Consider the following 24,402-nt stretch of genomic DNA (forward strand, 5'->3'; position numbering starts at 1 on the left):
TGGACCGCGGCTGTCACATCTGCGGCAGCGGCGAATCCATGTCGAACAGCCGGGCATGCAGGATGGTGCGGTTTCGCAGCGCCGCGCGGACCGCGCGGTGCAGACCGTCCTCCAGATAGATGTCGCCGCGCCATCGCACGGCGTGCGGGAACAGGTCGCCGTAGAACGTCGAATCCTCCGACAGCAGTCGATCCAGGGCCAGCACGGTCGTGGTGGTGACGATCTCGTCGAGACGCAGCTGCCGGGGCGGGATGCGTGACCAGTCGCGGTAGGTCAACCCATGTTCGGGGTACGGCTTGCCTTCGATGACACCCTTGAAGATCATCGCCGACCTGCCTCCGGGCTACCTGTACGCGGTCTTGGCAACGGCATGGTTGCCAAGGCTAGTACTCGCACCCGCTCGTGCGCACCAACTACAGAGTCGGTAAACGTCCAGCTGGTCAGTAAAATAGATCAAGCGATACGAGCTTGACGACGACTCGAAGGGCAGGTGAACAGTGGGTAGTGCCGACGACCGTCGTTTCGAGGTGCTGCGCGCCATCGTTGCCGACTTCGTTGCCACCAAGGAGCCCATCGGCTCGAAGACCCTCGTCGAACGCCACAATCTCGGTGTGTCCAGCGCGACGGTGCGCAACGACATGGCGGTGTTGGAGGCCGAGGGATACATCACCCAACCGCACACCAGCTCGGGCCGGGTGCCCACCGAGAAGGGCTACCGGGAGTTCGTCGACCGCATCGACAACGTCAAACCGCTGTCGACGTCTGAGCGTCGCGCGATCCTCAACTTCCTCGAGTCCGGCGTCGACCTCGACGACGTGCTGCGTCGGGCCGTGCGTCTGCTGGCACAGCTGACCTGGCAGGTGGCCATCGTGCAGTACCCGACACTGTCCACGTCGACGGTGCGCCACCTCGAGGTGGTGGCCCTGACCCCGGCCCGGTTGCTGCTGGTCGTCATCACCGACACCGGCCGGGTGGATCAGCGGATCGTCGAGCTCGGCGACGCCATCGACGATCACCAGCTGTCCAAGCTGCGGGAGATGCTGGGCCAGGCGCTTGAGGGCAAACCACTGACCGCGGCGTCGGTCGCGGTGTCCGATCTCGCCAGCCAGCTCAACGGCAGCGGTGGCCTGGCCGACGCGGTCGGCCGGTCGGCCACCGTGCTGGTCGAGACACTGGTCGAGCACGTCGAGGAGCGGCTGCTGCTCGGCGGTACGGCGAACCTGACCCGCAATACCGCCGACTTCGGCGGTTCCCTGCGGTCGGTGCTCGAAGCGCTGGAAGAGCAGGTCGTGGTGTTGCGGCTGTTGGCCGCGCAGCAGGAGGCAGGCAAGGTGACCGTGCGCATCGGTCATGAAACCGAAGCCGAGCAGATGGTGGGGACGTCGGTGGTGAGTACCACCTACGGCAGTTCGGGCAAGGTGTACGGCGGCATGGGTGTGGTGGGACCCACTCGAATGGACTATCCGGGAACTATCGCTAATGTCGCTGCGGTTGCTCTCTACATAGGTGAAGTCTTAGGCAGCCGCTGAGCGGCATCTGAAAGGTCTGGCGTGGCACGCGATTATTACGGCTTGCTCGGAGTGAGCAGTGGTGCGAGTGATTCGGAGATCAAGCGCGCCTATCGGCGGCTGGCCCGCGAACTGCATCCGGACGTCAACCCCGACGAGCAGGCCCAGGCTCGGTTCACCGAGATCCAGGTCGCCTACGAGGTGCTCAGCGATCCCGAGAAGCGCCGCATCGTCGACATGGGCGGCGATCCCATGGAATCGGTCGGCGCCGCGGCCAACGGCGGGTTCAGCGGCTTCGGTGGGCTCGGCGACGTCTTCGAGGCGTTCTTCGGCGGCGGCACCACGTCACGCGGTCCGATCGGCCGGGTTCGGCCCGGCGCGGATTCGCTCCTGCGGATGCGTCTGGACCTGGAGGAATGCGCGACCGGCGTGACCAAGCAGGTCACCGTCGACACCGCAGTGCTGTGTGACCTGTGCCAGGGCAAGGGCACCAACGGCAAGTCCACTCCCGTCACCTGTGACACCTGCGGCGGGCGCGGTGAGATCCAGACCGTGCAGCGGTCGCTGCTGGGTCAGGTGATGACGGCGCGTCCGTGTCCCGTCTGCGGCGGTGTCGGCGAAGTGATCCCGGATCCGTGCACCCGCTGCGGCGGAGACGGCCGTGTGCGGTCGCGGCGCGAGATCAGCGTCAAGATCCCGGCCGGTGTCGGCGACGGCATGCGGGTGCGGCTGGCGGCCCAGGGCGAGGTCGGCCCGGGTGGCGGCCCGGCAGGCGACCTCTATGTCGAGGTCCACGAAAAGCAGCACCCCATCTTCGTCCGCGACGGAGACGACCTGCACTGCACGGTGTCCGTGCCGATGGTCGACGCCGCGTTGGGCACGACCGTCACCGTGACGGGCATCCTCGACGGCGACACCGAGATCACCGTCGCAGCGGGCACCCAGCCGGGGTCGGTCACCACGCTGCGCGGGCACGGCATGCCGCATCTGCGCTCGGGTGTGCGGGGCGACCTGCACGCGCATATCGACGTGGTGGTGCCGTCGCGGCTCGATCACACCGACATCGAGCTGCTGGGCAAGCTCAAGGAGAACCGCGCCCGGGACACCGCCGAGGTGCGCTCGACCCAGTCGGCGTCGACGACAGGGAATGGCGGACTGTTCAGCCGGTTGCGTGAGACGTTCTCCGGCCGCTGACGCCGGGGCACCGCTGTGACGAGGGCACTGTTCTACCTCGACGCCTTGCCCGCGGCGGGCGAGCTGGCGTTGCTCGACGGTGACGAGGGGTTCCACGCGGCCAATGTGCGCCGCATCCGCATCGGGGAAGAGATCGACCTCGCCGACGGTGCCGGCACGCTGGCGCACTGCGTCGTCGAGGACACGGCAAAGGCCCGGCTGTCGGCGCGGGTACTGCAGCGGCGCGTCATCGCCGCCCCCAGCCCGCAGGTCACCGTCGTGCAGGCCCTGCCCAAGTCCGATCGCTCTGAGTTGGCCGTGGAACTGGCGACCGAGGCCGGCGCGGACGCGTTCCTCGCCTGGCAGTCGGCCCGCTGCGTGGCCCGCTGGGACGGCCCGAAGGCGGACAAGGGCCTACGCCGGTGGGACGCGGTGGCGCGCGCGGCATCCCGGCAATCCCGCCGGGCTCACATCCCGACCGTCGACGGGGTGGTGTCGACGGCAGAGCTGACCCGGCGCGTCGCCGATGCGGTCGCCACCGGCGCACTCGTGCTGGCACTGCACGAGTCGGCGACCGCACCGATCACCGAACTGGCTATCGCTCAAGCCGATTCACTGATGCTGATCGTCGGCCCGGAGGGCGGTATCGCCGACGAGGAGATCGCCGCGCTGACTGAGGCCGGGGCCCGGGCGGTACGGCTGGGACCCACGGTGCTGCGCACCTCGACGGCCGCCGCGGTCGCGCTGGGCGCAATCGGCGCGCTGACGTCCCGTTGGGCGCTGTGACCCCTGCAGATTGGTAGCCAGGCGCGGTTCCTGAATCGGCTGGGGCCGGGGCCCGACGCGATCAATTCCTGCCACCTGCCGATCAATTTCTGCCACCGGAATTAAGTCTCTGACCTGCGTGTTCTAACTATCAGACCGGCGATGAACACACCACCGGCCGACACCTCAGCAGACGAAGGGTCCGGGGATCACCATGAAGAAGTTCGGATTTGCCACCATCATCGCGAGTGGAATGGCCGCCGCGGTTCTGGGTCTGGCCGGTTCCGCGCAGGCAGACGTCAGCCACCACGACTGGCTGGATCAGATCGGCCCGCATGTGACCGTGCCGCAGGTCGACACCACCGTGCACCAGAGCCACTGACGCTCAACACTGATCGCGAAGGGCGCCCCTGCTGGGGCGCCCTTTCCGTGTCTGCGCTGCTTATCCATTGGGACGGTGTCACAGACCGGCGGTAAACTGGGGTGAGCAAACCGTCCTGGAACTGCCATAACTCGAAATCCGGAAGTAGGAACCTAACCCCACGTGACGCCCCGCGAGACAACAGCCGATTCCTCGGCCTCTACATCGGAATCGGTCCGCAGCAGCATCAGTGTTCAACCCGACATCATCGTGGGTCTGCTGGGTTCGGCTGACGGAAACCTGAGGGCACTCGAACGCCTGCTCGCCGCCGACATCCACGTGCGCGGCAACGAGATCACCTTTTCCGGCGAGCCCGCCGACGTCGCATTGGCCGAACGCGTCGTCGCCGAGCTGGTGGCCGTGGTCTCCAGCGGGCAGGCGGTGACGCCGGACGCCGTGCGGCACAGCGTCGCGATCCTCACCGGCACCGAGGACGAGTCGCCCGCCGAGGTACTGACGCTGGACATCCTGTCCCGGCGCGGCAAGACCATCCGGCCCAAGACGCTCAACCAGAAGCGCTACGTCGACGCCATCGACGCCCACACCATCGTGTTCGGCATCGGCCCGGCGGGCACCGGCAAGACCTACCTGGCCATGGCGAAGGCCGTCAGCGCACTGCAGACCAAGCAGGTCAGCCGCATCATCTTGACCCGGCCCGCGGTGGAAGCCGGTGAGCGCCTTGGCTTCCTGCCCGGCACCCTGAGCGAGAAGATCGACCCGTACCTGCGGCCGCTCTACGACGCCCTGCACGACATGATGGATCCCGAGCTGATCCCAAAGTTGATGAGCGCCGGGGTGATCGAGGTCGCGCCGCTGGCTTATATGCGGGGCCGGGCGCAGCCCTTGTTCACCAACGTGCTCACGCCTGACGGATTCCGCGCGATCGGCGAGATCAAGGTCGGCGACTTCGTGATCGGCTCGGACGGTTCACCCACCGAGGTGACGGGGGTCTACCCGCAGGGCTTCAAGGAGATCTACCGGGTCTACACCCAGGACGGCGCGTCGACGATGGCGTCCGGCGACCATCTGTGGGCCGTCTACACGGCTTCGGACCGTCGGCGAAACAAGCCGGCTCGGGTGCTGGAGACCAAGGAGATGATCGGGAATCTCCGAGCAGCGCACGCCCACCGCTACGAGTTGCCACTGCTGAGTGCTCCGGTGACATTCGAGTCCCGGCCGGTGCCGATGGATCCGTATGCCCTGGGGTTGTTGCTGGGCGACGGATGCTTCTCTTCCCCCGCGACCCCGACCTTCGCGACGAAGGATCCGGAGCTGGCGGAGGCACTCGAGGCCCTTGTACCGGGCATCGCGGTTCGCCGTAAGACCGAGATCGATTACGTGCTGAATCGCGTCACCAACCCGGGTGAAGTGATCACGATCGAGAATCCGGTCACCGGCGTCCTGCGGGCCCTCGACTTGTCCGGCAAGAAATCTGACTCCAAATTCGTCCCCGAGGACTATCTGTTCAACTCGGCTGATGTGCGCCTGGCGGTGCTACAAGGCCTGCTCGATACCGACGGCGGTCCCGTCACACAGCAGGGCCGCACCTGCCGCATCCAGTACACGACGGTTTCCGATCAGCTGTGCGACAACGTGATCTTCCTCGTCGAGTCACTGGGCGGGGTTGTCTACCTACGCACGCGCGACGCCGACGGCCGCAAACCCGGACTGGCCCGGGGGCGCGAAGTTCATCACCGTTCTGACGCGCACCTTCTCGACATCCGCCTACCTGCAGGAATCATGCCGTTCCGGCTGTCGCGTAAGGCGGCGAAGTACGACGCGACGGGTGGCGGCCGGCCGATGCGGTTCATCGACCGCATCGAACCGGCAGGCACCACCGAAGCCGTGTGCATCAGCGTCGCGGCCGCGGACTCGCTCTACGTCACCGAGGATTTCCTGCTCACCCACAACACCCTCAACGACGCGTTCATCATTCTCGACGAGGCACAGAACACCACTGCCGAGCAGATGAAGATGTTCCTGACCCGGCTCGGGTTCGGGTCCAAGGTCGTCGTCACCGGCGACATCACCCAGATGGACCTGCCGGGTGGCGCGACCTCGGGTTTGCGCGCGGCCATGACCATTCTCGACGGCATCGAAGACATCCACTTCGCCGAACTGACCAGCGCCGACGTGGTGCGCCACCGGTTGGTGTCGGAAATCGTCGACGCCTACGCACGACACGAGGAGCCGGCATTGCTGAACCGGGCCCAGCGCCGATCGTCCACCGGGCGGTCGCGGCGATGAGCATCGAGGTATCCAACGAATCGGGCATCGACGTCTCCGAGTCGGAGTTGATCAGCGTCGCACGGTTCGTCATCGAGAAGATGGATGTGCATCCGGCAGCCGAACTTTCGATGGTGTTGGTGGACAGCGCCGCGATGGCCGACCTGCACATGCGGTGGATGGACTTGCCCGGACCCACCGACGTCATGAGCTTTCCGATGGACGAACTGGAGCCCGGTGGCCGCCCGGATTCACCCGAGCCCGGCCCGGCGATGCTGGGCGACATCGTGCTGTGCCCGGAGTTCGCCGAGCAGCAGGCGGTCAAGGCCGGGCATTCGCTCGGCCAGGAGCTGGCATTGCTGACGGTGCACGGTGTGCTGCACCTGTTGGGCTATGACCACGCCGAGCCCGACGAGGAGAAGGAGATGTTCGCCCTGCAGCGCCAGCTCCTCGAGGAGTGGGTGGCCAATCAGGTGCAGGCCTATCACGACGACCGCCAGACGCAGAAGGATCAGCGTCTGCTGGACGAGTCCCGATACTTCGACCAACCGTGAGCGGACTCGCCCCACTGCTCGGCGCGATCGCGCTGGTCGGGTTCGGCGGCCTGTTCGCAGCGATCGACGCGGCGTTGTCGACGGTGTCCATCGCCCGCATCGACGAACTGGTACGTGACGAGCGGCCCGGCGCGGTCCGGCTGGCCCGGGTCGTCGCGGAGCGTCCGCGCTACATCAATCTCGTGGTGCTGCTGCGTATTACGTGTGAAGTCTGTGCCACGGTGCTGTTGGTGGCTTACCTCGACGGTCATCTCGGGGTGAGCTGGGGCCTGGTGTCGGCGGCGGCGATCATGGTGGTGACGAGTTTCGTGGCCATCGGCGTCGGCCCGCGCACCGTCGGCAGGCAGAACGCGTACTCGATCGCGCTGGTGTCCGCGATTCCGCTGCAAGCGATTTCGGTGCTGCTGACGCCGATCAGCCGGCTGTTGGTGTTGATCGGTAACGCGCTCACGCCGGGCCGCGGGTTCCGCAACGGACCGTTCGCGTCCGAGATCGAGCTACGCGAAGTGGTGGATCTGGCTCAGCAGCGCGGCGTCGTGGCCGACGAGGAACGTCGCATGATCCAGTCGGTGTTCGAGCTCGGCGACACCCCGGCCCGCGAGGTGATGGTGCCCCGCACCGAGATGGTGTGGATCGAAAGCGACAAGTCGGCGGGACAGGCCACCTCGCTGGCGGTGCGCAGCGGACATTCGCGGATGCCGGTGATCGGGGAGAACGTCGACGACGTCGTCGGCGTGGTCTACCTCAAAGACCTTGTCCAGCAGACCTATTACTCCACCAACGGGGGCCGGGACACCACCGTGGCCCAGGTGATGCGGGCGGCGGTGTTCGTCCCCGATTCCAAACCGCTCGACGAACTGCTCAACGAGATGCAGCTGGCCCGCAACCACATGGCGCTGCTGGTCGACGAATACGGCGCGATCGCCGGGCTGGTCACCATCGAGGACGTACTGGAGGAGATCGTCGGTGAGATCGCCGACGAGTACGACACCGACGAGGTGGCTCCCGTCGAAGACCTGGGCGACAACCAGTTCCGGGTGTCGGCACGATTGCCGATCGAGGACCTGTGCGAACTGTACGACCTGGAGCCGGACGAGGACATGGACGTGGACACGGTCGGTGGTCTGCTGGCCCTGGAACTGGGCCGCGTGCCGCTGCCCGGCGCGGAGGTGAACTGGGGTCGGCTGCGGTTGCACGCCGAAGGCGGACCCGATCACCGCGGCCGGGTGCGGATCAACACCGTGTTGGTGAGTCCGGTCGAGACCGACGAAGAAGAGCAAACCGCGGCCCGCACGCGAGGAGGACATAATCCAGATGACCGAACTTGATGCCGAGGACACCAAACTCGTGGTGCTCGCCCGCGGGGCGATGGGCCGGGCCGAGGCGTCGGCGGGTGCCGCGGTCCGCGATCTCGATGGCCGCACCTACGCCGGCGCGCCCGTACAGCTGGCGGCGCTGCAGTTGACGGCGCTGCAGTCGGCGGTCGCGGCCGCGGTGTCCAGTGGGGCCGCTGGGTTGGAGGCGGCGGTCCTGGTCGGCGGTTCGGCGGACGACGCCGGAGTGGCCGCGGTGCGGGAGCTTTCCGCCGACGCCGCGGTGATCGTCACCGACCGCGCAGGAAATCCGGTATGAGCGACGAGCGCGAATTCCGGTCAGGCTTCGTCTGTTTCGTCGGCAGGCCCAACACCGGCAAATCGACACTGACCAACGCCCTCGTCGGTAGCAAGGTGGCGATCACGTCGAACCGGCCGCAGACCACCCGGCACACCATCCGTGGCATCGTGCACCGCGAGGACTTCCAGATCATCCTGGTCGACACCCCCGGCCTGCACCGGCCCCGCACCCTGCTGGGCCAGCGGCTCAACGATCTGGTCAAGGACACCTACTCCGAGGTGGACGTGATCGGTTTGTGCATCCCCGCAGATGAGGCGATCGGACCCGGAGACCGCTGGATCTATCAGCAGATCCGCGCGGTCGCGCCGAAGACCACGCTGATCGCCATCGTCACCAAGATCGACAAGGTGCCCAAGGACCGCGTCGCCGCGCAGCTGATGGCGGTCAGTGAACTAGTAGGTCCCGACACCGAGATCGTCCCGGTGTCGGCGACCGCCAACGAACAACTCGACGTGCTCACCGATGTCCTCGTCTCCAAGTTGCCGCCCGGCCCGGCCTACTATCCCGACGGCGAACTGACCGATGAGCCCGAGGAAGTCCTGATGGCCGAACTCATCCGCGAAGCCGCGCTGGAAGGCGTGCGCGACGAACTGCCGCACTCGCTGGCCGTGGTGATCGAGGACGTTGAAGAGAGACCAGGACGCGACGATCTCATCGACGTGCACGCGATCCTCTATGTCGAGCGCGACAGCCAGAAGGGCATCGTCATCGGTAAAGGCGGCGCGCGATTGCGCGAGGTCGGCACCGCGGCCCGCACCCAGATCGAAAAGCTGCTCGGGACAAAGGTTTACCTGGACCTGCGGGTCAAGATCGCGAAGAACTGGCAGCGCGACCCCAAACAGCTGGGGCGGCTGGGGTTCTGACACTCAGAATCGGCTGAACACGCAGTGCGCGCTCCCACCGATCGGCTGCTCGGTAACCACCTTGCCGTCGACGGTGATGCGGCAGCCCGGGCCTGGAGTGTCGCGACCGGTCGCGACGACCTGCAGCAACTGCACGTCGGGTCCGACGGTCATGCTGCGCTGCCACGGGATCTTGGTGTGATCGGGGACATCTGCTCCCGAGGGATCGGTGACGATGTTGTACACCTCGCCGGACCCGGTGACCTCGAACAGCACAGTTGACCCGTTGGCGGATGCGCCGGGTGTGGGCTGCGGCTGGGTGGCCTGCTTGCGCGACGCCGCGGCTGCGTTGTCGTTGAGCATCTGCTGGCGGAAGTCCGGTGTGACACAGATCGTGTCGCCGTCGAACGCCTCGCGCCACACGTAACCCTGGGCGCAACTCTGCGGGCCGTACGCGCCGTTGGGGTCCTTGTGCGCGCCGGGGTTGGAGTTCTGCTGAAGTACCGTCGACCGCTCGTCCGGGGTGACGCAGACGGTGTCGCCGGTGCGAGCCTCCCGCCAGACATACCCCTGGATACAGGTGTCGGGTCCGTAGGGGAGGGGATCAGCCGCGGCCGGAACCGGGATGACGACGGCCGTGCCGATGACCGCAGCCGCAGCTGATCGGGTGAGATTCCTGATTGCCATGGGAGCTCCAGATGCTTGTGGAACGCGGACCGGCGACTGTCGGCCGCCTGGCATCAGGCTAGGAAGACCCTGTGGGCCGCGGATAGAGTAGGCGACTACTCGATCCTTTGCTCACCCGGCGAAGGCGCCGCAGGAGTCAGGTGAGGGCGTTGACTGCAGCAGCCGCCAGCGACGCATCCCGGGTTTCCGCGGCCTCCTCGATGACCTTGACCGGGCGGTCCTCCGGAGTGTTCCACCACGGCGCGGGTTGCCGTGCCGCCCAGTCGTTGAGGGCCTCCAACTCGGCGGCCAGCGAGATCAGCAGCGGCTCACTGTGAGCCGGGCCCATCAGTTGCACACCGATCGGCAGCCCGTCCGAGGTGAATCCGGCCGGCACATTGATTGCCGGCCAACCCAACAAGTTCCACGGCCACGTCAGTGGGCAGTACCGGATGGCGCTGCGTTCGGTGGCGGTCCATCCGCGCCGGTCGAACTCATGGGTCAGGGGCGGCGGCTGCGCGGTGGTGGGCGCGATGATGACGTCGACAAGGTTGAAGATCCAGCCGATGCGGCGCCGAGCCTCGGCCTCGTGGGCCCGCGCCTTACGCAACACGTCCTGGGACAGCAGCCGGCCGATGCGCATGTTCATCACCGTGCGCTCGTCATAGTCCACTCCGAGGTCGTGGTCACCCAGCCGCTCGGCCCAGTCCAGCAGCCCGGCCGTGGAGCGGGACAGGAAGTCCCACGACATCCGCAGGCTGTAGCTGGGGTCTTTCCGGACGACGCTGTGTCCCAGCTGGTCGAGTTGCTCGGCGACGGTCTGCAACGCGGCGAGGATCTCGGGGTCCAGCCTGGCCCGCACCCCGGTGAACGGGAACGCCGTCGACATCGCCACCCGCAGCGGCCCGGGTGCCTGTCCCACATAGTCGGCGGCCTGCACAGGGGGCGGTTGGTGCAGATCCCCGGAGGCGTTGCCGGACGCGGCGTCGAGCACCAGCGCCGCGTCGGTGACCGTCCGGGCCAATACTCCGTGGACGGTGATGCCGTTGAACGCCTCGGGCAGCGGCCAGGTGGAGATCCGGCCACGCTGCGGTTTGATGCCGACCAGATGAGTCCACGCCGCGGGGATGCGGACACTGCCCGCACCGTCGGAGCCGATGGCGGCACTGACCAGTCCCGCGGCGACGGCCGCTGCGCTGCCCCCGGAGGAGCCGCCGGCACTGTGTTTGCGCGACCAGGGATTGCGGGTGTGCCCGAATGCCGGTCCGCCGGTGAACGGCCATTGCCCGAGCTCGCAGGTGTTGGTCTTGCCGACGATGACCGCGCCGGCCTCCTTGAGCCGACGCACCACCTCGGCGTCGGCTGTGGCCGGGGCAGCCTGCGCGTCGGTCCCGAACCGGGTGGGCACCCCGGCGATGTCGACGTCGTCTTTGACCGCGATGGGAATTCCCAACAGCGGCAGTTGTTTACCGGCCGCGCGTTGGCGGTCGGCCGCGTCGGCATCGGCCATCGCCTGCTCGGCCAGCACGACCCGGAACGCGTTGAGGGTGGACTGGCTGGCGGTGATGGCGTGCAGTGACCGCTGCACCAGTTGCTCGGATGTGACGGCGCCACTGGCGAGTTGGTACAGCTGGCTGACGAGGGTAGGGAAGACCGGAGAGGTCGCGTCGGTGGCCGTGAATTTTCCCATCGCTCCCGAGGATATCGGCGGTGCGTTCCGAAATCTGTCGGGCCACGATGAGAGACTGTCACGATGCGGCTGTACCGGGACCGGGCGGTGGTACTGCGCCAGCACAAGCTCGGCGAGGCCGACCGGATTGTCACCCTGCTCACCCGCGACCACGGCTTGGTGCGCGCGGTGGCCAAGGGGGTGCGGCGTACCCGCAGTAAGTTCGGCGCCCGGCTGGAGCCGTTCGCCCACATCGATGTTCAGCTGCATCCCGGCCGCAATCTCGACATCGTCACCCAGGTCCAGGCCATCGACGCGTTCGCCGCCGACATCGTCAGTGATTACGGTCGCTACACCTGCGCGTGCGCCATGTTGGAGACCGCCGAACGGTTGGCCGGCGAGGAGCGGGCGCCCATGCCCGCGCTGCACCGCTTGACGGTGGCGGCGCTGCGGGCGGTTGCCGACGGCTCCCGGGCTCGCGAGCTGGTGCTCGATTCCTATCTGCTGCGGGCGATGGGGGTGGCCGGCTGGGCGCCGGCGCTGACCGAATGTGCCCGCTGCGCCGCGCCCGGCCCGCACCGCGCGTTCCACGTCGCAGCCGGCGGCAGCGTCTGCGTGCACTGCAGGCCCAGCGGATCGTCCACGCCGCCGCAGGCGGTACTCGAACTGATGGCGGCGCTGCACGACGGCGACTGGGAATATGCCGAGACGACGACGTCAGGGCACCGCAGCCAGGCCAGCGGCCTCATCGCCGCGCATCTGCAGTGGCACCTGGAACGTCAGCTGCGGACATTGCCTCTGGTGGAACGGGCCTACCGCGTGGATCGGACGGTCGCCGACCGTCGGGCCGCCCTGGTCGGGCAGGATATGGCACATGGCATTCAAACGGGGCAAGACAACCTACCCGCAGCTGCCCCCGGCGCCTGACGACTATCCGGTCTTCCCGGATACGTCGACGTGGCCGGTGGTCTTCCCGGAATTGCCGCCCAGCACCAACGGCCGTTTCTCACGCCCGCCGCAGCACACGTCCAAGGCGTCCGCGCCGCTGATTCCGGCCGACCAGGTGCCCAACCATGTCGCGGTGGTGATGGACGGCAACGGTCGGTGGGCCACCCAGCGTGGCCTCGGCCGTACCGAAGGCCACAAGATGGGCGAGGCGGTGTTGATCGATATCACCTGTGGCGCCATCGAACTCGGTATCAAGCACCTCAGCGTGTATGCGTTCTCCACGGAGAACTGGAAGCGCAGCACCGAGGAAGTCCGGTTCTTGATGGGCTTCAACCGCGAGGTGGTGCGCCGCCGCAGGGAGAACCTGGATGCGATGGGGGTGAACATGCGCTGGGTCGGCTCGCGGCCCAAGATGTGGCGCAGCGTCATCAAAGAGTTCGACATCGCCGAGCAGATGACCGTCGGCAACGACGTCATCACCGTCAACTATTGCGTGAACTACGGCGGCCGCACCGAGATCGTGGAGGCGGCCCAGGCGTTGGCCCAGGAAGCGGCCGACGGCAAGATCAATCCGAGCCGCATCAGCGAGGCATCTTTCGCCAAGCACCTGCACCGGCCAGACATCCCCGACGTCGACCTGTTCATCCGCACGTCAGGGGAACAGCGGGCCAGCAACTTCCTGCTGTGGCAGGCCGCGTACGCCGAGTTCGTGTTCCAGGACAAGCTGTGGCCCGATTACGACCGGCGCGATCTGTGGGCGGCCTGCGAGGAGTACGTCAACCGCAACCGGCGCTTCGGTAGGGCCGAATGACCGGCCTGCTGCAGCAGTTGTCCTCCGCGCTGGGCGCGGTGATGTCCGTCGTCGAGGAAGAAGACGACGCGCTGACCGTCACCGTCGACGGATCGGTCGCCTCGGTGCGGGTCGTCACCATCGCCGAAGGGCTGGAGATGGTGTCGCTGACCCAACCGCTGGCATGGGACCTGCCGCTCAACAACAAGATTCGTGAACGGGTGGCCGGCCACGCCAGCCGCACCATGCTGGGTTCGGTCGTGCTGGTGGAGAAGCTGGTCACCACGCCCGCCAACGGCGCGACGCCGAAGGGATCGGTGCGCAAGAGCCCGGCGAAGAAGGTCGCCGACGTGATGCTGCGTTACAACTTCCCGGCAGCCGGGCTCACCGACGAGGCTCTGCGCACGCTGATCCTGATGGTGCTGGCCACGGGCGCGGACGTGCGTCGCGACCTCATGTCATGACGGTTCTGCACATCGTGGCCGCCGTCGTCCTGGACGAGCGCAACCAGGTGTTGGTGGTCCGCAAGCGGGGCACATCGTCGTTCATGCAGCCCGGCGGCAAGATCGAACCGGGAGAGCAGCCACTGGCCGCGCTGTGCCGCGAGGTCGACGAGGAGCTCGGCGCCCGCTTCGATCCGGCGACGGCACGCCCCCTCGGGCGCTACACCGCGACAGCAGCCAACGAACCCGGCCATACCGTCGACGCGCACCTGTACCTGGTCAGTCTCGATCGCGAACCGCATCCCGCGGCCGAGATCGAGGAGATGACCTGGATCGACCCGCACGACCCCGGCGACATCGAACTGGCCCCGCTGACCCGGCAGACCGTACTGGCCCTGGCCCGTGATCCCGACCTAGTCGGCTGACCCGCCGCACTCGCCGCACACCCCGAAGATCTCGATGGTGTGGCTGATGTCGGAGAAACCGTGCTCGCGGGCGACCTCGACGGCCCAGGATTCCACGTCGCCGCCGGAGACCTCGACGGTCGAGCCGCAGGTGCGGCACACCAGGTGGTGGTGATGGTGCTCCGAGCACCGGCGATACACCGATTCGCCGGTGTCGGTACGCAGGGTGTCGACGACGCCTGCGGTGGCCATCGTCTGCAGCGTGCGGTACACCGTGGTCAGGCCGATGCCCTCGCCGCGGCGGCGCAGCTCGTCGTGCAGCTCCTGGGCGGAGCGGAATCCCTCGGTCTCGTTGAGCAGCTCGGCGATGGCCGCCCGTTGCCGGGTGGACCGGACCGCGCCCGTCACCGCCGGTCCTCGCAGGCGTGGGCGACCGCGTCGACGACGATGTGGGCCAGGTGGTGGTCGACGAGGCGGTAGAGCACCTCGCGGCCGGCCCGCTCACTGGACACCACGCCGGCCTGCTTGAGGATCCTCAGGTGCTGACTGACGAGGGGCTGCGGAACGTCGAGGGCGTCGACCAGCTCGTGGACACAGCGCCCCGACTGCTGTAGCTGCAGCACGATCGCGATGCGTACCGGCGCGGCCAGCGCGCGCAGCAGTTCGCCGGCGGTGTCGAGCACCTGGCGCGGCGGGAGTTCCGGTGCCGGGACGCCGGCGTGATCGTGCTCCGCGTCGTGATCGGCGTGGGGATCCGGTGGCGTAGTGTCAGCGAAGTTGGAAACGGTTTTCATTAACCGCCAGAATACATGCACGGAATTGCATGTCAACAGTTCTGGCGGATTATCGGTGCTCGCGCGGTATCGCTAGTCTGTTGCACCGTGGCATCCATCATCGACACCGTTGCGAACCTGGCCAAACGCCGTGGTCTGGTCTATCAGTCCGGCGAAATCTACGGCGGCACGAAGTCCGCGTGGGATTACGGGCCACTTGGTGTCGAGCTCAAAGAGAACATCAAGCGGCAGTGGTGGCGTTCTGTGGTCACCGGCCGCGATGACGTCGTAGGCCTGGACAGCGCCATCATCCTGCCCCGGCAGGTGTGGGTGGCCTCCGGTCACGTCGACGTGTTCAACGATCCGCTCGTGGAGTGCTTGAACTGCCACAAGCGGCACCGTCAGGACCACATGCAAGAGGCCTATGCCTTGAAGAAGGGGATCGACGATCCCGACTCCGTGCCGATGGACGAGATCGTCTGTCCGGACTGCGGCACCAAGGGCCAGTGGACCGAGCCGCGTGACTTCAACATGATGCTCAAGACCTACCTCGGCCCGATCGAGAGCGAGGAAGGGCTGCACTACCTGAGGCCCGAGACCGCGCAGGGCATCTTCGTCAACTTCGCCAACGTGGTGACCACCGCGCGCAAGAAGCCGCCGTTCGGCATCGGCCAGATCGGTAAGAGCTTCCGCAACGAGATCACGCCGGGCAACTTCATCTTCCGCACGCGCGAGTTCGAGCAGATGGAGATGGAGTTCTTCGTCGAGCCCTCGACCGCAGGCGAATGGCACAAGTACTGGATCGACACCCGGCTGCAGTGGTACATCGACCTGGGCATCGACCCGGAGAACCTGCGCCTGTACGAGCATCCGTTGGAGAAGCTGTCGCACTACAGCGCAGGCACCACCGACATCGAGTACAAGTTCGGTTTCGCGGGCAATCCGTGGGGTGAGCTGGAAGGCATCGCCAACCGCACCAACTTCGACTTGTCCACGCACTCGGAGCATTCCGGCACCGACCTGTCGTTCTACGATCAGGCCACCGACACCCGCTACGTGCCGTACGTGATCGAGCCGGCAGCCGGTCTGACCCGTTCGCTGATGGCGTTCCTGGTCGACTCGTACACCGAGGACGAGGCGCCCAACGCCAAGGGCGGTGTGGACAAGCGCACGGTGCTCAAGCTCGATCCGCGGCTGGCCCCGGTCAAGGCCGCGGTGCTGCCGCTCAGCCGGCATGCCGACCTGTCGCCGAAGGCCCGCGACCTGTCCGCCGAGCTGCGCAAGAGCTGGAATGTCGAGTTCGACGACGCCGGAGCCATCGGCCGCCGCTACCGCCGCCAGGACGAGATCGGTACGCCGTACTGCGTGACGGTCGACTTCGACACGCTCGAGGACGGCGCGGTCACCATCCGTGAGCGTGATGCCATGACCCAGGAGCGCGTCGCACTGGACAAGGTGTCCGACTACCTCTCGGTGCGACTCAAGGGCTGCTGACCTTCCCGCTCGCGTTTTCCGCCGAGCAGACACGCAGGTATCCCGACACGCCGTAGTTCGGGTGCCCAAGTGTCTGCTCGCGGATGGACTTAGCGCAACTGCGGTGGGACGTCGCCGTCGAGCAGCTCGACCAGCGCCGCCAGCAGGCCGTCGAGTTCACGGCCGACGGCGGCGATCGCCGGGTTGTCGTAGCTGGCGAACAGCAGGCTGGGCTGGTCGACGGCCAGCACGGTGCCGTCTGGCCCGTCGTAGAGCAGGGTGCGCAGCGGTGCGTGCAGCATGACTGCGGGGTCGTGACGGTACATGCGTTCGGCGATGGTGTGATTGCCCATCAGGTACTCGGTGGCGCGCCGCGTCGCACCGGACAGTGCCATCGTGCGCGTGACGTCGATGCAGTGGTACCGCATGAAGCCGTGTGGGGCTTCGTGTTTCGCGATCGCGACCACCTCGTCCCAGTTCGCCGCGGCCGTGTATGAGCTGAGATCGACGACAGGAACCAGTGATTCGTAACGCTCGCGGGCCCGGTCGTAATCGCCGGGTAGCGCGATCAGCAGCCGCCGACTCGGGTGGTCGACGGCGCTACTGTGCCGCGTCACTGCCGTGATCCCGCGACATCGAGGACGATCCGAAAGCGTGCCTGCCCGGACATCATGCGCTCGTAGGCTTTTGGAGCCTCCTCGAACGGCATGACCTCGATCATCGGGGCGATACCGTTGGCGGCGCTGAATGCGAGGCTGTCCTCGTTCTCGATCGACGAACCGGTGAGACTGCCGACGATGCTGCGGCCGCCGAAGATCAGATCGGCGGTGTTGACCTCGATCGGGTCCGGGGCGGCGCCGACGACGACCAGCTGCCCATGTGGTCGCAGCCCGGCCACCAAGGGACTCATCGATGCGCCGCTGGCTGCGGTGGCGATGACGGCGGCAGCGCCGCCCAAATCTGTCAACGCCGCGCCGGGATCCTGCGCGGCGCTGTCGATGTAGTGATCCGATCCCAAAGCCATTGCCAGCTCGGACTTCTCGGCGCCACGTGCGATCGTGGCGACGCGGTACCCGAGTTTCTTGGCGTACTGCACCCCGAGGTGGCCCAAGCCGCCGAGGCCCTGGATCGCGACCAGTGCTCCCGGCGGTGCGCCGGTGGCACGCAATGCGTTGAACGTCGTGACGCCTGCACACAGCAGGGGAGCGGCGACGTTGGCGGCCAACTGGTCGGGTACCCGAACCAGTCCCGTGGCCCTGACGTACAGCATCTCCGCGTAGCCGCCGTCCTCGGTGGTCCCGGGTTGCGGCTGATCGGTGCAGTTGACGAAATCTCCTCGCCGACAGAATTCGCACTCGCCGCACTGGCCGCCGAGGAACCCGACGCCGACGCGGTCGCCTGGCTTCCACCGGGTGACCCCGTCGCCGACCGCGTCGATGACGCCGACGATTTCGTGGCCGGGGACCACCGGCCGCTCGGGGTCGGGGCGCAGTCCTTCGACGGCGAGGAAATCGCTGTGGCAGACGCCGCAGCTGTCGACTCGTACGCGCACGTGACCCGGGGTGGGCGGCAACACCTTCCGCTCGACAAGTTCGAAATTGCGTTGGCCGGTGACCTGGAAGGCCTGATACGTCGTCATGGCTTGTCCCTCCCCGGCGCTCAGGCGAAGGCCCCGACGCGTGCCTGCCGGGTGAGCTCGTCGGCGAGCACCTCGGCGGCACCGGATTCGATACCGTCGACGATCTGCCGCGCGACGTCGGCCGGGTCATTCTTGGGCACATCGAGATCCGCCACCATCGACGTGTCGGTGTACCCGAGGTACACGCCGATCACATCGGTGTCCTGGTCCTGCAGTTCGAGGCGCAGCGAGTTGTTCGCCGACCACAGTGCGGCTTTCGAGATGCCGTAGGCGCCGAAGCCGGGCAGCCAGGACAACACCGAGGCGATGTTGACGAGGGTCCCGCCAGCTGCCAGCTGCGGTGCGAAGGCGCGGGTCACGTGCAATGCGCCGAACAGGTTGGTCTCGATGACGGACCGGATCTCGTCGAGGTCGCTGCTCAGCAGTGACTTGCCGCCCGTCACGCCGGCATTGTTGACGACAATCGTGGCGTCACTGGCGAGTTCGGCGAGCGTGGTGACCGAGCCGGCGTCGGTGACCTCGGCTTCGACGACGACCACTCTGGGGTCGGTGCTTGGCTCGGGGCGGCGGCTGGTGGCGTAGACCTTGGCGGCGCCGCGGGCGAGGAGTTCGTCCACGATCGCCTTGCCGAGCCCGCGTTGGCCACCGGTCACCACTGCCGTTGCGCCGTTGATCTGGTGTGACATCCGTTTCTCCTTCGAAGTTGGTCGACTGCCCGAACATCACCTTCATCAAGCAGACGGGCTGAGTAGGTATTCCCAACTCAGCTAGAATAGCGGCATGCGCACCGACCCGTGGACCGACAACGCCTGTCCCATCGCCCGCACCATGGCGGTGCTGGGGCAGCGGTGGGCCGTGCTGATCATTCGCGAGGCGCTGCTGGGCAAGTCACGGTTCTCGGAATTCCGCGACGCGCTGGGAGTGGCCCCGGACGTGCTCAGTGCCCGGCTGTCCGAACTGGTGGAGGCAGGCATCCTCGATGTCGTCGACTACCAGCAGCCGGGCGACCGCACCCGAAGCCGGTACGTGCTGACCGACGCCGGTCACGACCTCATCCCGGTGTTGGCGGCCATCGGGCAGTGGGGGCATGTGCACCTGGCCCGGCCGCACAGCAGTGATTACCGCTTCATCGAGGCTGATACCGGCGACCCGGTGGGCATCGGATTCCGCCGTAAGGACGGCAGCACGGTGGCGCCGACGCAGGTCGCGCTCGTCACCAAGGCCGGCGGCTAGAACCGGCCGCTGCCGCCGCTGTAGCTGCGGCCCGACGAGCGTGACGCGCCGCCGTAGGACGTCGGGCGGCCCATGCTGCGACCGCCGCCGTAGCCGCCGCCGAACCCGCCGCCGAGGCCACCGCGCAAAACGTTGCCGATGATGATGCCGCCGAGCACGGCACCCATATCCGATCCACCACCACCGCCGTACTGCGAGGTATACGACCGTTGCGCGGCGCGCACATCGTCATTGGCCAACCCCTGTGCCTGCGCGGCCAGCGTCGACGCGCCGTTGGCATGCGCGACAGCCTCATTCGGGTTCCCCGCGCGCTTGGCCAGCGCGGCGTCCAATTGCCTGCCGGCCTCGGCGAGCCGGGTACGCGCCTCCGGGCCGACGCTCCCGCGCCGGGTGTCGATGAAATCCGACACGGCCTTGATCCGGGACTGCGCTGTGTCGATGGCCTGATCCAGAGCGCGCGCCAGCCGCTCAGCGGCCTCGCGCTGGGCGTGCACGCTGGCCAGCAGCTGGTCGAGATCGGCGTCGGCCTTGGTCAGTCGTGTGAAGGTGCCCAATGGGTCGGCAGTGCCGTTGTTGCGGGCTTCATCGGCGGCCTTCGTCGCGGCGTCGCGCGCGGCCGCCAATGCCGCCGCCTGCGGCGTATCCCGCTGTCCGAGAAGGGTGTTCGCTTGGTCGACGCCGGCCTGGATATCGGTGATCGCCGCGGGCAGGCCGGCGATCGCCCGGTTGATGTCGGTTGCGGCGCTGTCCACCGCGTCGAGCAGGGTGCGGGCCTGGCCCAGCGCGGACTCTGCGGCCCGCACGGCGTCCACCAGCGCCGTCTGGTCAGTGGCCGGACGGGACACCAGACTGCGGGCAGACGACATGTTGCGATCGGCGAAAGCCAACCGCTCCTTGGCCGCATCGACATTGCCCGCAACCGAACTCAATGCGGCCGCATCGAACTGCTGGTGCAGCGTGTCCAACGTCTGCTGTGAGGGCGTCAGGCGCGCGGTCAGGTCTACCATCTGCTGGGTCATGCCGTCCAACCGCGTCGGGGCATTGATCACCAGGTCGCGCAATTGGTCGAAAGCTGTGCTCTGGGTGTCGAGTTCACGATCGGCCTTGGCGGCCGCCACGATCACGCGGGTCAACAGGTCACGCCGCTGCAGCGGGGTCTCGGGCACCGCGTCGTCGAGGATCTGCCGCACGTTGAACGCCTGCGCCAGTGCGGTTTTGGCGTTGGCCACCGCCCGGCTGAACGCCTCGGTCTGCTTCGGGCCGAATTCCTCGACCGCCAGCTGCAATTCGGCGTCGCTGGTGCGCACCGCATTGTCGACGTCGACGACAATCGAACGGGACAGTTCGTCGAGGGCCTCGAGCGGTACCGTCGCCAGGGCGTTCGGATCGGTGGGGTCGACGCGTTTGGCGGCCTCGAATTCGGCCTTGCGGCGCTTGGCCCGTCGGCGTGCCGACCACCAGAACAGCAGCCCGGCCAGCACCAGCACCACGCCGATGGCGATCACCAGCGCCGGCCACGACATACCTGCCGCCGCTTGCGGTTCGGTGTTGAGCCGATTGGCCGCCGCGATCGCCGCACCCGCCCAGTCGTCGCGCCGCAACGCGGGGGTGATGCTGTTGCGCCGGATGTCGTCGGTGTCCGAGGAACTGACAGTGGTGACGGTCGACGGCACCTGGAACGCGAAGGCACGGTCCACGGTGGCCACCGCCAGCACGGCGTCGTCGTCACCGAAATCGCTCATGGTCATGGTGCGCTGGGTCCAGCCCAACGCGTTCTGCCCGGAGAAATCCTCGACAAACACCACCCACAGCTTGATGCGCCGCTGGTCGTAGAGCTTGTCGAGCGCATTCTGCACACTGGTGTGCTGCTGCGGCGAGAGCGCACCCGCGTTGTCGGTGAGCTGGGTGGACAGTCGCAGCGGCGGCTCGGCACCGGCGCCTGGGGCCGCCACCAGCCCGACCATCAGGACCGCGAGCAGCATGGGCAGCAGACGGGCGATGCGCATGACGGCCAATCTAATGGGCTGCCGGGTATTGCTGCTGTGTCCTGGCAGACTGTGCCTCGGTGAACGACGACGGGTACGACCCCTACGACGACTTCGACCGGGAACGCCTGGTGGTCGAAGCGCCGAAGGCTGCCGCACTGCCCGGAACCGACACCGTGCACCGTACCGATTTCGCGAGGGACCGGGCCAGAGTGCTGCACAGCGCGGCCTTGCGCCGGTTGGCCGACAAGACGCAGGTGGTCGGGCCCCGGCAGAGCGAGACGCCGCGCACCCGGCTCACCCATTCTCTCGAGGTGGCCCAGATCGGCCGTGGCATGGCGATCGGGCTGGGTTGCGACCCCGACCTGGTCGACCTGGCCGGCCTCGCCCACGACATCGGTCACCCGCCGTACGGACACAACGGCGAACGTGCCCTCGACGAGATCGCGCAGTCGTTCGGCGGATTCGAGGGCAATGCGCAGAACTTCCGCATCCTCACCCGCCTGGAACCCAAAGCCCTTGACAGCGAAGGGCGTTCCGCCGGGTTGAACCTGACCAGGGCCTCGCTGGACGCGGTGACCAAGTACCCGTGGCAGCGCTACGGCGGGCGCAAAAAGTTCGGCTTCTACGATGACGATGCCCAGGCTGCGGCCTGGGTGCGCGACGGGGCTCCCGCCGAGCGGCCCTGCCTGGAGGCGCAGGTGATGGACTGGGCCGACGACGTCGCCTACTCGGTGCACGACGTCGAGGACGGGGTGATCTCCGGGCGCATCGACCTGCGCGTGCTCGCCGACGCCGATGCGGCGGCATCACTGGCGCAGTTGGGTGCCAAGTCGTTCCCGGTGCTCAGCCATGACGATCTGCTCGCTGCCGCGGACCGCCTGTCGCGTATGCCCGTGGTCACCGGGGTGGGCAAGTACGACGGCACGTTGGCCGCGTCCGTCGCGCTCAAGCGGCTCACCAGCGAACTTGTCGGCCGGTTCGCCAACGCCGCGATCACCGAGACGCGCAAGGTCGCAGGCAACGGCCCGCTGCGGCGTTTCGACACCGATCTTGCGGTGCCCGCCACCGTGCGTGCCGAGGTGGCAGTGCTGAAGATGCTGGCGCTGCAGTTCATCATGTCGGACCACCAGCACCTGCAGATCCAGACCGACCAGCGGACCCTCATCCACGAGGTCGCGCTGGCGTTGTGGGCGCAGGCCCCGGTGAGCCTTGACCCGCTGTTCGCGCCCGAGTTCATCGCGGCCGCCGACGACGGGGCCCGGCTGCGGGTGGTCATCGATCAGATCGCGTCCTACACCGAGGGTCGGCTGGAACGTGTCCACGAGGCACGCTCACCGCGCCCGCTGGGCTGATCAGCCGCGCAGCCGGTCCACCACGACATCCGGGCGCGCCCACAACAGCGCGCCACCGACACCGGCGATGACGCTGCGCGTCGCCCCGGGGATCCTCGCAGCGAGCGTGGCACCGAGATCCGGCGAGTGCACGGTGTCGTCGGCGCCGAACAACACGTGCACGTCGACTCCCGGCGCCAGCAGGTGCGTCGGCCAGGGCGACGTCGCCAGCACAGTGTCGCGGGCGTAGCCGGCCGCCCCCTGCGCGAAACCGTCGTCGAGGGCGGCACGCAACATCGCGCGAAAGCCGGGCTGGTCGTAGACCACGGCGTCCGACGCCGGATAGTCGGCCATGATCATGTCGAACAGGGCGGTCGCGGTATAGCCGCAGAGATCCTGCATCGCACCCTCTGGGTCTGCGGCGACCGCGGCGACGAATTCGCGGTGGGCCGGCGACAGTTGTGCGGCCACCGCGGGATAGCCGAGGTCATCGATCGGGGACACCAGCACCAACCGCGAGGCTCGGCCGGTGGCGGCCAGAGCCAACCCGAACGGCGCTCCCTGCGAATTGGCGATCACCGGGACCGGCCGCCCGACGACGGTGTCGATCATCGCGGCGATGTCGGCGGCGACGCTGTCGAGGGTCTTGCCCGGATCGGCCGTGGATGTGCCGATGCCGGGGCGGTCCACCGAGATCAGCCGGATGCCTGCGGCGTCGAGCACCTCAAGCCCGAATGCCATCCGCCTGCCGCATCCCGCGCCGGCGATGAACACTGCCGGTTCGCCGGAGTCAGGCCCGTAGGCGGCGTAAGCCGTTCGGCGCCCGCGGAATTCGACCCAGCCTTCGTTCGTCACGCGATCTTGTCCAAGATGGCCCTGGCCACGTCGATGCCGCTGGTCTCCGGATCGGCGCTCTTCGTCGGGTCCCTGAACATGACGACCCCCACGTCGACGACGTTGTTGCCCTTTAACGCAAGTGCCCGCGATGTGGGCATCCGGATGGTCCCGCTACCCGCGTCGGTATACCCCACTGTCGCGGTGACGATCGAGTCGGTGGTGTCGACATCCCGAATAGTCCACGAGTCGAACTTGCCGTCCGTTCCCCACGACGCGAGAACCCTCTGGCTGTTGCACTGCTTCCACTCTTCTGTAGCCCGGGCGAGGAGTTTCTGGGCATCCTCAGGATTGGCGAATGCCACAACTGCCTCATCGACGCTGATCACCGCTCCTGCATAGTCGCCGGTTGGCCGGCTCCATTGCTGATAAGCGAAAGTTCGCATGGAGGAATCGCGGTACGTGACGCTTGCCGCCGGGTGCAGGACCCCTACGCACTTCTCGGTGCGTTCATCGGACGTTCCGAACTCGCGCAGGCCGTACACACCGCCCCGTTGAGAACTTCCCGCGTTGGTTTCGAATGGCTGGTTCAGGACCCTGGTCAGTTCCGTTCCGTCGAGCAAAGCGGCGTCGACCGGGGTACTCGAACTGGTCGGTGAGCGGCCCGAAGACCCGACGCTCGCCGACGTGTGGGTCGGACGTAGCAGCCACACCAGAAGGGCGACAACGGCCAGCACGATGATCAGATACGACACCGTGATGCCCACCAACGCGCGGGTACGACCGCGCTCGCCAGTGCGCTTGATCCGTGACAACGCCAAGTGGCCCAGGACCGCGCCGGCCGGTGCACAGATGAACGCGAAGATCACCGACAGTGTCGCGAACAAGTTGACGCTGCCCGACTGCGGCGGAGGTTGAGGTGGGTATCCAGGTGGCGGTCCCGGAGTGAAGAATCCACCACCCGGGGGGACAGTGCCGAATGGGTCCGACGAAAACACCGGGCGGCCGTGGTCGCCGTAGCTCACTGCAATCCCTCCCGATACGCGCC

26 protein-coding genes and 3 pseudogenes are annotated in these 24,402 nt (G+C 67.4%); 18 read left to right on the forward strand and 11 right to left on the reverse strand.

Features of this window, described 5'->3' with window-relative positions; translation table 11 throughout:
• Positions 1-13: 13 nt before the first annotated feature.
• On the reverse strand, positions 14-325 hold the full coding sequence (locus tag BTO20_RS12440) for a type II toxin-antitoxin system VapB family antitoxin (RefSeq protein ID WP_087076238.1): 312 nt from the start codon (positions 323-325) through the stop codon (positions 14-16).
• Positions 326-497: 172 nt separating this feature from the next.
• Here BTO20_RS12440 and hrcA point away from each other — a divergent pair, with 172 nt between their 5' ends.
• The 11 genes and pseudogenes from hrcA to era all read left to right on the forward strand — a co-directional run bounded on the left by hrcA (position 498) and on the right by era (position 9,184).
• Complete coding sequence (gene hrcA / locus BTO20_RS12445; RefSeq protein ID WP_087076240.1) at positions 498-1,529, forward strand: heat-inducible transcriptional repressor HrcA; 1,032 nt, start codon at positions 498-500, stop codon at positions 1,527-1,529.
• Positions 1,530-1,550: 21 nt separating this feature from the next.
• Entirely contained in the window at positions 1,551-2,702 is a 1,152-nt protein-coding gene (gene dnaJ, locus BTO20_RS12450; protein ID WP_087076242.1) for a molecular chaperone DnaJ, read from the forward strand.
• A 15-nt stretch (positions 2,703-2,717) separates the two neighbouring features.
• Positions 2,718-3,467 (forward strand): 16S rRNA (uracil(1498)-N(3))-methyltransferase, encoded by a 750-nt coding sequence (locus tag BTO20_RS12455; protein ID WP_087076244.1) that lies wholly within the window; start codon positions 2,718-2,720, stop codon positions 3,465-3,467.
• 193 nt (positions 3,468-3,660) lie between these two features.
• A complete protein-coding gene (locus BTO20_RS12460; RefSeq protein WP_087076246.1) occupies positions 3,661-3,828 on the forward strand; it encodes a hypothetical protein in 168 nt (55 codons plus the stop codon).
• A 162-nt stretch (positions 3,829-3,990) separates the two neighbouring features.
• Positions 3,991-4,701, forward strand: a pseudogene (locus BTO20_RS40450) (PhoH family protein); the annotation flags it as partial.
• Between the two features lie 351 nt (positions 4,702-5,052).
• Positions 5,053-5,517, forward strand: a pseudogene (locus BTO20_RS40455) (LAGLIDADG family homing endonuclease); the annotation flags it as partial.
• A gap of 258 nt (positions 5,518-5,775) precedes the next feature.
• Positions 5,776-6,114 (forward strand): annotated as a pseudogene (locus tag BTO20_RS40460) (PhoH family protein); the annotation flags it as partial.
• Positions 6,111-6,647: an rRNA maturation RNase YbeY gene (gene ybeY, locus BTO20_RS12470; protein WP_087076250.1), complete on the forward strand. Its 537-nt coding sequence runs from the start codon at positions 6,111-6,113 to the stop codon at positions 6,645-6,647. The pseudogene BTO20_RS40460 and the gene ybeY, both read left to right, overlap by 4 nt.
• The gene (locus BTO20_RS12475) at positions 6,644-7,975 is read left to right on the forward strand and encodes a hemolysin family protein (RefSeq protein ID WP_087076252.1); all 1,332 of its coding nucleotides are present in this window, start codon (positions 6,644-6,646) and stop codon (positions 7,973-7,975) included. The genes ybeY and BTO20_RS12475 overlap by 4 nt, the downstream gene beginning before the upstream one ends.
• Entirely contained in the window at positions 7,962-8,279 is a 318-nt protein-coding gene (locus BTO20_RS12480; RefSeq protein ID WP_087076254.1) for a cytidine deaminase, read from the forward strand. Before BTO20_RS12475 ends, BTO20_RS12480 begins: the two co-directional genes overlap by 14 nt.
• Positions 8,276-9,184, forward strand: a complete 909-nt coding sequence (gene era / locus BTO20_RS12485) for a GTPase Era (protein WP_087076256.1) — start codon at positions 8,276-8,278, stop codon at positions 9,182-9,184. The genes BTO20_RS12480 and era overlap by 4 nt, the downstream gene beginning before the upstream one ends.
• A 3-nt stretch (positions 9,185-9,187) precedes the next feature.
• Here the strand turns inward: era and BTO20_RS12490 are convergent, their stop codons facing one another.
• Positions 9,188-9,850 (reverse strand): hypothetical protein, encoded by a 663-nt coding sequence (locus tag BTO20_RS12490; RefSeq protein WP_087076258.1) that lies wholly within the window; start codon positions 9,848-9,850, stop codon positions 9,188-9,190.
• Between the two features lie 136 nt (positions 9,851-9,986).
• Entirely contained in the window at positions 9,987-11,519 is a 1,533-nt protein-coding gene (locus tag BTO20_RS12495) for an amidase (protein WP_232491122.1), read from the reverse strand.
• Positions 11,520-11,582: 63 nt separating this feature from the next.
• On the opposite strand from BTO20_RS12495, the gene recO reads away from it, so the two are divergent.
• From recO to BTO20_RS12515, 4 genes are read left to right on the forward strand one after another with little or no spacing between them, the layout of a single operon-like run.
• Positions 11,583-12,425 (forward strand): DNA repair protein RecO, encoded by an 843-nt coding sequence (recO, locus tag BTO20_RS12500; RefSeq protein WP_087076260.1) that lies wholly within the window; start codon positions 11,583-11,585, stop codon positions 12,423-12,425.
• Entirely contained in the window at positions 12,373-13,257 is an 885-nt protein-coding gene (locus tag BTO20_RS12505) for a decaprenyl diphosphate synthase (protein ID WP_087076262.1), read from the forward strand. The genes recO and BTO20_RS12505 overlap by 53 nt, the downstream gene beginning before the upstream one ends.
• A complete protein-coding gene (locus tag BTO20_RS12510; protein ID WP_087076264.1) occupies positions 13,254-13,700 on the forward strand; it encodes a hypothetical protein in 447 nt (148 codons plus the stop codon). Before BTO20_RS12505 ends, BTO20_RS12510 begins: the two co-directional genes overlap by 4 nt.
• Positions 13,697-14,104, forward strand: coding sequence for an NUDIX hydrolase (locus BTO20_RS12515; RefSeq protein WP_087076267.1), 408 nt, complete (start codon positions 13,697-13,699; stop codon positions 14,102-14,104). The genes BTO20_RS12510 and BTO20_RS12515 overlap by 4 nt, the downstream gene beginning before the upstream one ends.
• On the opposite strand, the gene BTO20_RS12520 is transcribed toward BTO20_RS12515, so the two are convergent.
• Both BTO20_RS12520 and BTO20_RS12525 read right to left on the reverse strand, forming a co-directional pair.
• The gene (locus tag BTO20_RS12520; protein WP_087076268.1) at positions 14,093-14,491 is read right to left on the reverse strand and encodes a Fur family transcriptional regulator; all 399 of its coding nucleotides are present in this window, start codon (positions 14,489-14,491) and stop codon (positions 14,093-14,095) included. The genes BTO20_RS12515 and BTO20_RS12520 overlap by 12 nt on opposite strands.
• Positions 14,488-14,877 carry an ArsR/SmtB family transcription factor gene (locus BTO20_RS12525; protein ID WP_087076270.1) on the reverse strand — a complete coding sequence of 130 codons (390 nt, stop codon included), beginning with the start codon at positions 14,875-14,877 and terminating at the stop codon, positions 14,488-14,490. The genes BTO20_RS12520 and BTO20_RS12525 overlap by 4 nt, the downstream gene beginning before the upstream one ends.
• Before the next feature lie 87 nt (positions 14,878-14,964).
• On the opposite strand from BTO20_RS12525, the gene BTO20_RS12530 reads away from it, so the two are divergent.
• Complete coding sequence (locus BTO20_RS12530) at positions 14,965-16,350, forward strand: glycine--tRNA ligase (protein WP_087076272.1); 1,386 nt, start codon at positions 14,965-14,967, stop codon at positions 16,348-16,350.
• Positions 16,351-16,439: 89 nt separating this feature from the next.
• Here the strand turns inward: BTO20_RS12530 and BTO20_RS12535 are convergent, their stop codons facing one another.
• Genes BTO20_RS12535 through BTO20_RS12545 form a run of 3 tightly spaced genes read right to left on the reverse strand, consistent with a single transcriptional unit; the run spans position 16,440 to position 18,654 of the window.
• Positions 16,440-16,946 carry a DUF302 domain-containing protein gene (locus BTO20_RS12535; RefSeq protein ID WP_232491123.1) on the reverse strand — a complete coding sequence of 169 codons (507 nt, stop codon included), beginning with the start codon at positions 16,944-16,946 and terminating at the stop codon, positions 16,440-16,442.
• A complete protein-coding gene (locus tag BTO20_RS12540) occupies positions 16,943-17,968 on the reverse strand; it encodes an alcohol dehydrogenase catalytic domain-containing protein (RefSeq protein WP_087076274.1) in 1,026 nt (341 codons plus the stop codon). Before BTO20_RS12540 ends, BTO20_RS12535 begins: the two co-directional genes overlap by 4 nt.
• Positions 17,969-17,988: 20 nt before the next feature.
• Positions 17,989-18,654: an SDR family oxidoreductase gene (locus tag BTO20_RS12545; protein ID WP_087076276.1), complete on the reverse strand. Its 666-nt coding sequence runs from the start codon at positions 18,652-18,654 to the stop codon at positions 17,989-17,991.
• 94 nt (positions 18,655-18,748) lie between these two features.
• On the opposite strand from BTO20_RS12545, the gene BTO20_RS12550 reads away from it, so the two are divergent.
• Entirely contained in the window at positions 18,749-19,201 is a 453-nt protein-coding gene (locus BTO20_RS12550) for a winged helix-turn-helix transcriptional regulator (RefSeq protein WP_087076278.1), read from the forward strand.
• Here BTO20_RS12550 and BTO20_RS12555 read toward each other — a convergent pair.
• Positions 19,198-21,207 (reverse strand): TPM domain-containing protein, encoded by a 2,010-nt coding sequence (locus BTO20_RS12555; protein WP_087076280.1) that lies wholly within the window; start codon positions 21,205-21,207, stop codon positions 19,198-19,200. The genes BTO20_RS12550 and BTO20_RS12555 overlap by 4 nt on opposite strands.
• A 59-nt stretch (positions 21,208-21,266) precedes the next feature.
• Here BTO20_RS12555 and BTO20_RS12560 point away from each other — a divergent pair, with 59 nt between their 5' ends.
• Positions 21,267-22,541, forward strand: coding sequence for a deoxyguanosinetriphosphate triphosphohydrolase (locus BTO20_RS12560; RefSeq protein ID WP_087076282.1), 1,275 nt, complete (start codon positions 21,267-21,269; stop codon positions 22,539-22,541).
• Here BTO20_RS12560 and BTO20_RS12565 read toward each other — a convergent pair whose 3' ends face one another.
• Positions 22,542-23,375 (reverse strand): alpha/beta fold hydrolase, encoded by an 834-nt coding sequence (locus BTO20_RS12565; protein ID WP_087076284.1) that lies wholly within the window; start codon positions 23,373-23,375, stop codon positions 22,542-22,544. It lies immediately after the preceding gene.
• Entirely contained in the window at positions 23,372-24,379 is a 1,008-nt protein-coding gene (locus BTO20_RS12570) for a sensor domain-containing protein (protein WP_087076287.1), read from the reverse strand. The genes BTO20_RS12565 and BTO20_RS12570 overlap by 4 nt, the downstream gene beginning before the upstream one ends.
• Positions 24,380-24,402 lie beyond the last annotated feature (23 nt).

The organism is Mycobacterium dioxanotrophicus, from assembly GCF_002157835.1.
Taxonomy (GTDB): Bacteria; Actinomycetota; Actinomycetes; order Mycobacteriales; family Mycobacteriaceae; genus Mycobacterium; species Mycobacterium dioxanotrophicus.